Raw genomic sequence first — 10,838 nt, 5'->3', positions numbered from 1 at the left:
CTGAACCTGAACCTGAACCTGAACCTGAACCTGAACCTGAACCTGAACCTGAACCTGAACCTGAACCTGAACCTGAACCTGAACCTGAACCTGAACCTGAACCTGAACCTGAACCTGAACCCGAACCCGAAGCAAAAAAATCGGGCTTGATCGGGCGTTTGTTGGGGCGTAAAGAAGCCAAGCCTGATGAGGCGGCACCTGAGAAGAAACCCGAGAAAAAACCGGCCAAGAAAACCGTTACCAAACGGGCGCTGGACGACGATATGCTGGAACGGATCGAGGAGCTGCTGATCACCGCCGACATGGGCGTCGACACCGCCCTGCGTGTCACGGCTAACATGGCCGAGGGGCGTTTTGGCAAGAAACTGTCCACGGATGAAATCAAGCGCCTGCTGGCCGCCGAAATCACCCGCATCATGGAACCTGTGGCCAAGCCCATGCCGCTCTATCCCAAGAAACCGCAAGTGGTGTTGGTGGTCGGCGTCAATGGGTCGGGCAAAACCACCACCATTGGTAAACTTGCCAGCCAGTTTAAGGCGGCGGGCAAGGATGTGGTGATCGCGGCGGGTGATACCTTCCGCGCGGCCGCCGTTGAACAGCTGCAAGTCTGGGGTGAACGCGCAGACGTGCCGGTTCTGACGGCACCCGAAGGATCCGACCCCGCCAGCCTAGCGTTTGACGCGATGACCAAGGCCGATGCGGACGGGGCCGATCTGTTGATGATCGACACCGCAGGGCGGCTGCACAACCGCGCCGATCTGATGGAGGAATTGTCCAAAATCGTGCGGGTAATCCGCAAGAAAGACCCGTCAGCTCCGCACAACACATTGCTGGTGCTGGACGCGACCACGGGGCAAAACGCGCTCAATCAGGTCAAGGTGTTTCAGGAGTTGGCCGATGTGTCGGGGTTGGTGATGACCAAGCTGGACGGCACCGCCAAGGGTGGCGTGTTGGTGGCGCTGGCTGACAAATTCGGGCTGCCGATCCACGCTATCGGGGTGGGTGAGCAGATCGACGATCTGGACGCGTTTGACCCCGAAGAATTCGCCCATGCACTGACAGGACTGGAGGACTGATATGCGGTATTTATTAGCGATATTGTTATTTTTGACGGCCCCAATTCAGGCCACCGCATTTTCGGCGATGCAACCGGATGATTGCGCGGCTGTTTGGGAGACCATCATCAAAGGGCAAAACACGGGGGCGGTTGCAAACCGGCTGTCCGATGAGGACTGGTGTCTTGTGCCTGCTGACCAAGCGGCCACCGAGGGCTTTGATTTCGACCGGATTGAATGGCGTGCCGAGGGGATTGAGAGAGTGCTGGAACAGTCGCTTCTGCCCACCACCCTGACCATTCGGGTGACGGACGCCGATATGTTGCGAAAACTCGGGGTGCGCGGGGATGCGGATGCACCCGCCATGCCGATGCAGATCACGATGAGCCTGCGTGACAATGCACAAGACCGCCAGTTGGTGATCGAGAACCTGCTGATTACAGGGCCAAAAGGCAATGTGGTATCGTTGAGCGGTGTGTTCCATAACGTCGATCTGTCGAGCACGGCAAAGATGCAAATCAGCCTTGGTAGCGCAAGCCTGCGTAATGTGGTTTTGGTTGCGGATGGAAACCGCAAGTTGGAGCCATATCTGCGCCCCTATATTGGCGAGACCTTTCCTGAACGCACCCGCAAGCGGTCGGCGATGATCGACAAAGTGTCAGATTGGCCCGATCACAGTTTTCCGCCAGAAACAAAGCGTGCCGTGCAGCAATTGATCGCTGTGTTGCCGGCCCCCAATGGGACATTGCAGGTAGAGGTTGATACCGGGGCGGGGCTGTCGGCGGGTATTTTCATACAGACGTTTGTATTTGGTGTGCCGTTTGACGAAATGATCAACCGCGCCCTTGAGGGGGTGGTTTTCAATGCAAGCTGGACCGCCGCTGAATGAGCGCATGGATCACCGCGCTTGAAGGCACTCTAGCGGGACATCAATTGGCGATGGGGCTGGCGCTGATGTCGGCTCTGCTCCATGCGGTTTTTGGGGCGCTGCAAAAGGGGCGTCATGATCCGTGGCTCGCGCGCGGTGCAATCGACATTTCTTACGGGGTTATCGCCACCCCGTTTGCGCTGTTTGTGGTGCCTTGGCCCGAACCGCATATGTGGCTTATCTTTGCCATTACCTTTGTAATCCACTGTCTTTACAAATACTTGCAAGCGATGGCTTACAGTCGCGGCGCCTATACGGTGGTTTACCCCGTGGTGCGCGGCACAGGGCCGTTGTTTGCGATTGTCGGCGCATATTTCCTGTTTGGCGAACGGTTCACAGGGGGGCAATGGGCGGGTGTAATGGTGCTGCTGGCGGGCATTTACGGGCTGGCGCTCTATAACCTGCGCCACCTGACTGTGGGGCGCGACACGTTGAAACTGGCGCTGGTGTTGGCGGTTCTGACGGGGCTGACCGTGTCGACCTACACCACCTATGATGCCTACGGCATCCGTGCTACCACGGATCCATTCACATTTCTGGCGTGGTTTTTCATGTTTGACGGGCTGTTCTTTATGCCGACGATTGCTGCGATCCGTTATCGCGCGATGGTGGATCCGCCCGCCCTGCGCCCGCTAATGGTGCGCGGCATGATCGGCGGCATCATCGCCATCATCAGTTTCGGCGGCATTATTCTGGCCACCCGTCTGGATAATGTCGGCCAAGCAGCCGTGTTGCGCGAAACCTCGACGGTGTTTGCAGCCCTAATTGGCTGGGTAATGCTGAAAGAACGGGTTGGGCCGCGCCGCTTTATGCTTATGGCATTGATTGCGCTGGGCGCTGTGATAGTGCAGGTGGGCGGATAGATGGAGACCCCGATGAGTGAGAGCAAAAAGATAAACCCGATTGTGAAAATGCTGCTGGAGCTTGGACCGATTGTGGTGTTTTTCATCGCCTATACCAAGCTGAAGGATACAGCATTCACCTATGATGACACCGAATACAGCGGTTTTATCATAGTTACGGCGATTTTTGTGCCGCTGTTGGCGTTAACCACGTTTATCCTGTACCGTATGACCGGCAAAATATCGGTGATGCAAATCTTGACGCTGGTGATTGTGGTGGTGTTCGGAGGGCTGGCGATCTGGTTCAATGACGAGCGGTTCTTCAAAATGAAACCGACGATGATTTATCTACTGTTCGCCGGGATGCTGGGGTTCGGGTTGATGCGCGGGCAAAGCTATCTGCAATTGGTGATGGAAGAGGCAATGCCGCTACAACACGAGGGCTGGATGATCCTGACAAAACGCCTGTGCCTGTTTTTCGCAGCCCTCGCGGTGACCAACGAGGTGGTCTGGCGCACCATGTCCACGGATGCCTGGGTGAACTTCAAGGTCTTCGGCTTGACCGCTGCGATTTTCGCGTTCTTCATGACCCAGAGCAAATTGATGCAGAAATACGCGGTCGAGGAAGACGAGGCTTAGCCCCATTTTCGTTCCATCAATATCCGCGCCGCAGGCATAAAAATCTTCTTGCCTGCGGAGCGGATATTTAGACGAAAAAGAAACAGTCAGGGCTTGCGATTAAACAACATGTCCTGCGCTTTTTTATCGGATTGCAGGTTGGAGCGCATTTCTGCCGCCACAGCCCGCCCTGCAATCACACCCTTACGTGCGCCGACGGTTTCCAGCCAGCGGGCCATGTGGGGTTTATCGTCCAGCGTTTGCTGCTGGCCCTCCCACTGGCTCGCCCAAGCCCAGATCGCCATATCGGTGATAGAGAAAAAATCACCCGCGACAAATTCATTATCAGCCAACTGCCGATCCAGCACGCCATAAAGCCGCGCGGTCTCGGCGCGGTAGCGATCTTTGGCATAGGGCAGGTCATTGGGCGGGTCCATTGCGGGGGCGTATTTCAGGAAGTGGTGTGCCTGACCCGCCATCGGGCCAAGGCCGCCCATCTGCCACATCAGCCATTGATCAACCGCAATGCGTTCCCGTTCAGTGTTGCCACAAAACTGGCCGGTTTTGCGCGCCAGGTATTGCAGGATTGCGCCCGATTCAAAGATCGAAACCGATGCGCCGTCCGGCCCGTCAGGATCGACAATCGCCGGCATCCGGTTGTTCGGTGCGATCTTTAGAAAATCAGGTTTGAACTGATCGCCCGCCCCGATGTTCACCATATGCAGCGTATAGGGCAGGTCCATTTCTGCCAACGCGATGGTAATTTTCCAGCCATTCGGGGTGGGCCAGTAATATAGGTCGATGGGTTTGGTCATGTTATGGCTCCTTTGGGTGGTATGATCGCTGTTTTTGACAAAAGGGCAAGGCGGCGGATATCAACAAGTGTTGACCGCGAGAGTATTGCGTTCTATCCACCTAATACTTCGTGGCGATTTGTTACCGGATTGCGGGCCACGTTAAACATGCCGCTAAAGAGGGAAGGGCGATGCCCCGAACCCTCATCCGGTTCGGGTTTTTTTGTGCCTGAAAGGGCGCGGTAAAGGATGACGAGATGAGCAAAGATTGGAACGCACGCACCAAACTGGTGCATTCCGGCACGCGGCGCAGCCAGTATGGCGAGGTGTCCGAGGCGATTTTTCTGACGCAGGGTTTTGTCTATGACACCGCCGAAGCTGCCGAGGCGCGGTTTATCGAGACCGGCGAGGACGAGTTCATTTACGCGCGGTACGGCAACCCGACTGTGCGCATGTTCGAGGAACGCATTGCGGCGCTTGAGGGCTGCGAGGATGCGTTTGCCACTGCATCGGGCATGGCGGCGGTCAATGCGGCGCTGACCTGTGGTTTGAAAGCCGGTGATCACGTGGTCGCGGCCAAGGCGCTGTTTGGCTCGTGTCTGTATATTCTTGAGGATATTCTGGGCCGCTTCGGGGTCAACGTGACGCTAGTCGATGGCACCGATCTGGATGCGTGGGCCAAGGCGTTTCGCAGCGATACCAAGCTGGTGTTTTTCGAAAGCATTTCCAACCCGACGCTGGAGTTGATCGACATTAAGGCGGTCTGTGATCTGGCGCATCAGGTGGGCGCATTGGTGGTGGTCGACAATGTATTCGCCACGCCGATTTTCTTAAACGCCTTTGATCTAGGCGCTGATGTGGTGATCTATTCGACCACCAAACATATCGATGGGCAGGGGCGGTGTCTGGGCGGTGTGATCTTGGGCAGTCGTGAGTTTATCCGCGGCACGCTTGAGCCATACCTGAAACACACTGGCGGTTCGATGAGTCCGTTTAACGCTTGGGTGATGCTGAAGGGCATGGAGACGCTGGATTTGCGATGTCGTGCAATGGCGGATAGCGCCCTGCAAGTTGCAAAAACCGTGAACGGTCACGAGAAACTGACCCGTGTGATTCATCCCTATCTGGACAGCCACCCGCAAGTAGCACTGGCCAAGCGGCAGATGACGGCAGGCAGCACGATGTTGTCGATTGACCTAAAGGGTGGGCAGGCGGCGGCGTTCCGGTTTCTGAACGCGCTGGAAATTTGCACCATTTCCAACAACTTGGGGGATGCCAAAAGCATTGTCACCCATCCGGCCACCACCACGCACCAACGCCTATCTGATGTGCAAAGGGCCGATTTGGGGATCACGGCTGGGTTGGTGCGGATCAGCATCGGGCTGGAGGATGCCGATGATCTGACCCGCGATATTCTGAACGCGCTGATGGCGGCATAGGGACGCGATAAGTCGGTATTATTTGGTAAAACCTGCGCGGTCCCCTACATTAAGAGGGTGAACGTGGACAAAACAGGAGCGGCGATGAACATTCAGCCCCCAAAAGACAGCACCAATGACGACCGCAAGAAGGCCGAAGAGGCGCTTGCAACATTGCGCGATTGGGCCAAGTCGGTCACAGCCATTGAGGTGGCGCAGCTGGACCCTGCGATTGCACGGCTTTTGCCGGAAAACGAGGTGTCGAATTACCCCGCGCTGGCGCGTGCATATCCCGAAGAATTCACCGTGGACGAGGCCTATAAAGCCTCGCTTCCCGATCTGCAAAATGGTCCCGAAAGCCTGATCAAGGGCGCGAAACGCCATATCCAGCATGTGGGCATTTCCAATTTCCGTCTGCCGATCCGGTTCCATTCGCGTGATGACGGTGATTTGCGGCTGGAAACATCCGTCACTGGCACTGTCAGCCTTGAGGCGGGCAAGAAGGGCATCAACATGTCGCGGATCATGCGCACGTTTTATGGCCACGCGGAAAAGACATTTAGTTTCGATGTGATCGAGGCGGCGCTGAATGACTATAAGGCCGATCTGGACAGTTTTGACGCCCGCATCCAGATGCGGTTTTCGTTTCCGGTGAAAATGCCCTCCATGCGTTCGGGTCTTGAGGGATATCAATATTACGACATCGCGCTGGAACTGGTTGAAAAGCGGGGCAAGGTGCAGAAAATCATCCATCTGGATTATGTCTATTCGTCAACCTGCCCCTGTTCGCTGGAATTGTCCGAACATGCCCGCCAAACCCGCGGGCAATTGGCTACCCCGCATTCGCAACGATCTGTTGCGCGGATTTCGGCGCAGATGATCCCGGGCGTGAACTGCCTGTGGTTCGAGGATCTGATCGACATTTGCCGCAAGGCGGTGCCGACCGAAACCCAGGTGATGGTGAAACGCGAGGACGAGCAGGCGTTTGCCGAACTGAACGCCGCCAATCCGATATTCGTTGAAGATGCGGCGCGGTTGTTTTTTGAAGGCTTGCAGGCAGATACGCGTATCGGTGATTTTCGTATCATCGCCAGCCATCAGGAAAGTCTGCACAGCCATGATGCGGTTAGCATCCTGACCGAAGGCGAGACCTTTGTGTCCGACAGTCTGGACCCGAAACTGTTCAACACGCTGTTTCACGTCGGGTAAGGAATACCTGCCTTTGCTGCGGGTCGGACGAAGGTTACTGTTATCCCAACCTAAGGGGAAATTATGGTAAAGTTTGTTTTCGTTGGCCTGCTGGCCTCCACATTGGGCGGGTGCGTCGAAAAAATTTCTGACGATGAGTTCATGCGCCAAGTGGGGCGGATCACGCCTGATAGTCCGCCAACCGAAGTGGTTCTGGAGCGTTATCCCGCGATTAGCCCAAAAGATGTGGATGTCATATTCGGTTTTCCGGATCACTGCGAAAACCGACATGACATTGGCCTGCTTACCGGTTGGGGCAGCAAAGAGCAGAGCAACAAGGAAATCATAGATGGTTTCAGGACCCGTGCAGCAAAATACGGGGCCAATATGGTGGTCTACGAATCCGGCGTAAGCAGCGTTGAGGAGCTTGACCAACTTTTACGCCGGTTCACAGAATACACACTATATCGCTGTCGCGGATAACCAATACCGCTTGACAGATTCACCCCGCACGGCCAAGCCTTGGCCCTATGTTTGATCTGCGTCCTGTGGGATTTACAATTGGTCAGTTGGTGGCCGCGCTTGGCGTTACGATGTTGATCCCGATGGGGACCGACATCTTGTATGCCAATGGCCACTGGCAGGTCTTTCTGGAAAGCGCTATTATCACCATTTTGCTAGGCGGGTTGGTTGCATTGGCAACCGCAAACCGCCCCAAAAAAGGGATCACAATCCAGCAGACCTTTTTGCTGACCACCGGCGTTTGGCTGACCTTGCCGATCTTTGGGGCATTGCCGTTTATACTGGGAGAACCCGAGGCTCGTGTGGTTGATGCGTTTTTCGAGGCCATGTCGGCGTTAACCACCACAGGGTCAACCGTATTTAGCGGGCTGGATGATTTGCCGCACGGAATATTGCTGTGGCGATCTATGATGCAGTGGTTTGGTGGTATCGGCATTATTGTTGTGGCGATGGTGTTCTTACCGGAACTGCGCATCGGCGGAATGCAAATCTTTCGCTCCGAAGCCTTTGATACAATGGGTAAAATCCTACCCCGCGCGGCGCAAATTTCGGCACGGATATCGACGATCTATCTTGGCCTGACTGTTGCTTGCTTTATGGCCTATCTTGCGTTTGGCCTGCCGGGGTTTATGGCATTGAACCATGCGCTGACCACCATGTCGACCGGCGGGTTCTCGACCCATGATGCCTCATTCGGTGAATATCAGGGTGCGCCGGAATATGTCGCCTCGGTGTTCATGATTATGGCAAGCCTGCCATTTGTGCGCTATGTGCAATTGGTTGGTGGGTCATCACGCCCCTTGTTGAAAGACAGCCAGGTACGCGCCTACTTCAAGACCATTGTCGCGCTTGTTATTTCCCTTACCATCTACCGAATTGTGGCCAATGGCGACCATTATGAACACGCATTCCGCGAGGCCACATTCAACGTGACCTCGATTATCTCGGGCACTGGTTATGCCAGCGTTGATTATCAGCTATGGGGCCCGTTCCCTGTGGTGCTATTCTTTTTTATTGGCCTTGTGGGGGGCTGTGCTGGCTCTACAGCCTGCTCAGTGAAAATATTTCGCTATCAACTGCTGTTTGCGGCAATTAGGTCGCAAATATCAAAGATTCACTCGCCCCATGGCATATTCACGCCGCGATACGACGGGCGACCCGTCAGTGAAGATGTTATTTCATCGGTGATGGCATTCTTTGTGATGTTTATTGTCACAGTAGGGGTGTTGGCGGTGTTGCTGGGGGCGACGGGACTGGATTTTGTCACATCGGTATCGGGGGCGGCCACGGCGATTGCCAATATCGGCCCCGGGTTGGGCGATACGATTGGACCTGCGGGTAATTTTGCCACGCTGAATGACACAGCAAAGTGGATGCTGGCGGCGGGGATGTTGATTGGGCGGCTGGAACTGTTGGTGGTTTACACCATCCTGACCGTGAAATTCTGGAGAGGCTAAGGCGATGAGTAAACGACCACCACAAAGACCCCTGGGCGCAAATATTTCCCACATGCTAAAGGCACGCGGGGTCAATGTGATTTTCGGTATTCCGGGGGTGCATAATGTCGAGCTGTATCGCGGCATCGAAGAGGCTGGCATCACCCATGTTCTGGCGCGTCACGAGCAGGGTGCGGGGTTTATGGCTGATGGTTATGCACGCGCCACGGGTAAGGTGGGGGTGGCCTATGTGATCACTGGGCCGGGTCTGTGCAATATCATGACGCCGATGGGGCAAGCCTATTCCGACAGCGTGTCGATGCTGGTGATATCGTCCTGCCTTGAAACCAAAGACCGTCACATCGGGCGCGGGCGGCTGCATGAAATGCGCGATCAGGAGGGGGCAGCGGCCACGGTGTGTGACTGGTCTGTCACAGCCCCTGATGCGGCAGCGGCCTATCGTCTGGTGGATAAGGCATTCGCGGAGTTTTCCGCGTGCCGTGCCCGCCCCAAACATATTCAGGTGCCGATTGATGTGCTGGGCGGCATGGCGGACAGTGCGCCGGATCAGCCGATCTATCCGGCCAAACCGCTCGCCCGCCCCGAAGATGTGGCGGCCGCAGCAGAATGGTTGCTGGGCGCACGTCGTCCGTTGTTTGTGTTTGGTGGTGGCGCGACAGCAGGGTTCGAGGCGGCACGCAAGCTGACTCGTTTGATGCGGGCGGCGACCATGTGCACCTATGCGGGGCGCGGTATCATCGCGCCGGATTATCCGTTGAATTACGGCGCATGCTTGTCAAAAGCAGACAGCGCCAATGAATTGGCCAAGGCTGATCTGGTGTTGTGTATAGGAACAGAACTTTCCGAGACCGATTTATGGCGTGATCATCTGGGTTATGATGCACCGATGATACGTGTTGATCTGGATGCCCACTCGCTTGCAGACGATCATGTGGCTGATTTGCCTATCATGGGGGACGCAGGCGTATTTCTGTCGGATTTGTGTGATCTGGTTGAGGGACATAACAAGGAAACGGGTTGGACAGAAAAAGAGGTCACAACGGCTAAATCAAGCTTTGCTGCCGAAACCGATGCGGCCCGCCAAGGCATCGCGCCGATCTGCGCGGCGATGGCCGACGCGCTGCCAAAGGGCACGCTGTTTTATTCCGATATGACGCAATTTGCCTATGTGTCCAAAGAGCTGTATCCGCTGGATCGCCCGAACCTGTGGCATCACCCCTATGGGTTTGGCACGCTGGGGTATGGGCTGCCTGCGGCCATTGGTGGTAAAATTGGCCGCCCCAATACGCCGGTTGTGGCGATTGCCGGAGATTACGGGTTTCACTATACGATGCAGGAGTTGGGTGTCGCGGTGGAGTTGGGGCTAAGCCTGCCAATCATCCTATGGGACAACGGCAAGCTGAAGGAAATCGAGGACAGCATGGTGCGCAGCCAGATTGCGCCCAATGCGGTGGTGGCGCGGAACCCTGATTTCTGTGCGCTGGCGCTGGCGTTCGGGGCCAATGCGACGGCCCCCGATACATTGGCAGATTTCCAGCAGGCGCTGAAGGATGCGTTGAAGGTGGATGGACCAACGTTGATCTATGTAACGCCGCAGATCACCGACTGACGGTTTGGGAATTGTTTTCTTTCAAAGAAAACAGCCGAAATCTTTCAAAGATTTCGTATGCGGCGTTTGACGTTAGCGCTGTTCCATCGCCAGTCGCAGGCCAAGCGCAACAAAGATTGCGCCAAGGCTACGGTCCAGCCACAGGCCAAAGCGCGGCGAGGTGCGCAGCTTTGTGGTCAGCCGTTCGCCGACCAGTATCAGCGGGGGGGCAACAAAAGCGGCGACAACGATGATCAGGCTGCCGTGTAGAAACAGTGTAAGCGGTGCGTTGACCCCACATTGAACCGCCCCTTGTTTGCCGGAGGCTGATTACTTCATGTTATGCGACCATATCTAATGTGTTTAACTGTGCATAGTACCTCTCTTCTGCTTCTGCTGGCGGGATGTATCCGATGGGCTCAAGCAAG

At 55.7% G+C, this 10,838-nt stretch carries 11 protein-coding genes and 1 riboswitch; of the genes, 10 read left to right on the top strand and 1 reads right to left on the bottom strand.

What is annotated here, in order from left to right; all coding sequences use genetic code 11:
• The 4 genes from ftsY to ACWB12_RS07200 form a co-directional block, all read left to right on the top strand.
• A partial coding sequence (gene ftsY / locus ACWB12_RS07215) for a signal recognition particle-docking protein FtsY (protein WP_479529393.1) occupies window positions 1-1,076 on the top strand: 1,076 nt, incomplete at its 5' end.
• A gap of 1 nt (window position 1,077) precedes the next feature.
• The gene (locus ACWB12_RS07210; RefSeq protein ID WP_479529392.1) at window positions 1,078-1,944 is read left to right on the top strand and encodes a hypothetical protein; all 867 of its coding nucleotides are present in this window, start codon (window positions 1,078-1,080) and stop codon (window positions 1,942-1,944) included.
• Window positions 1,941-2,846, top strand: coding sequence for an EamA family transporter (locus ACWB12_RS07205; protein WP_479529391.1), 906 nt, complete (start codon window positions 1,941-1,943; stop codon window positions 2,844-2,846). Before ACWB12_RS07210 ends, ACWB12_RS07205 begins: the two co-directional genes overlap by 4 nt.
• A gap of 12 nt (window positions 2,847-2,858) precedes the next feature.
• A complete protein-coding gene (locus ACWB12_RS07200) occupies window positions 2,859-3,464 on the top strand; it encodes an inner membrane-spanning protein YciB (RefSeq protein ID WP_479529390.1) in 606 nt (201 codons plus the stop codon).
• An 86-nt stretch (window positions 3,465-3,550) separates the two neighbouring features.
• On the opposite strand, the gene ACWB12_RS07195 is transcribed toward ACWB12_RS07200, so the two are convergent.
• Window positions 3,551-4,258, bottom strand: a complete 708-nt coding sequence (locus tag ACWB12_RS07195; RefSeq protein ID WP_479529389.1) for a glutathione S-transferase N-terminal domain-containing protein — start codon at window positions 4,256-4,258, stop codon at window positions 3,551-3,553.
• A 100-nt stretch (window positions 4,259-4,358) separates the two neighbouring features.
• A riboswitch (SAM riboswitch) is annotated at window positions 4,359-4,436 on the top strand.
• Between the two features lie 58 nt (window positions 4,437-4,494).
• On the opposite strand from ACWB12_RS07195, the gene metZ reads away from it, so the two are divergent.
• The 6 genes from metZ (at window position 4,495) to ACWB12_RS07165 (ending at window position 10,680) form a co-directional block, all read left to right on the top strand.
• On the top strand, window positions 4,495-5,676 hold the full coding sequence (gene metZ, locus ACWB12_RS07190; RefSeq protein WP_479529388.1) for an O-succinylhomoserine sulfhydrylase: 1,182 nt from the start codon (window positions 4,495-4,497) through the stop codon (window positions 5,674-5,676).
• A gap of 84 nt (window positions 5,677-5,760) precedes the next feature.
• Entirely contained in the window at window positions 5,761-6,864 is a 1,104-nt protein-coding gene (gene folE2 / locus ACWB12_RS07185) for a GTP cyclohydrolase FolE2 (protein WP_479529387.1), read from the top strand.
• A 63-nt stretch (window positions 6,865-6,927) separates the two neighbouring features.
• Window positions 6,928-7,326: a hypothetical protein gene (locus tag ACWB12_RS07180; RefSeq protein WP_479529386.1), complete on the top strand. Its 399-nt coding sequence runs from the start codon at window positions 6,928-6,930 to the stop codon at window positions 7,324-7,326.
• A gap of 47 nt (window positions 7,327-7,373) precedes the next feature.
• Window positions 7,374-8,822, top strand: a complete 1,449-nt coding sequence (locus ACWB12_RS07175; RefSeq protein ID WP_479529385.1) for a TrkH family potassium uptake protein — start codon at window positions 7,374-7,376, stop codon at window positions 8,820-8,822.
• A gap of 4 nt (window positions 8,823-8,826) precedes the next feature.
• A complete protein-coding gene (locus tag ACWB12_RS07170) occupies window positions 8,827-10,431 on the top strand; it encodes a 5-guanidino-2-oxopentanoate decarboxylase (RefSeq protein WP_479529384.1) in 1,605 nt (534 codons plus the stop codon).
• A gap of 57 nt (window positions 10,432-10,488) precedes the next feature.
• Window positions 10,489-10,680, top strand: a complete 192-nt coding sequence (locus tag ACWB12_RS07165; RefSeq protein WP_479529383.1) for a hypothetical protein — start codon at window positions 10,489-10,491, stop codon at window positions 10,678-10,680.
• Window positions 10,681-10,838: the final 158 nt, after the last annotated feature.

The organism is Profundibacter sp. (genome assembly GCF_056498605.1).
This window is presented reverse-complemented; position numbering and strand designations above follow the sequence as displayed.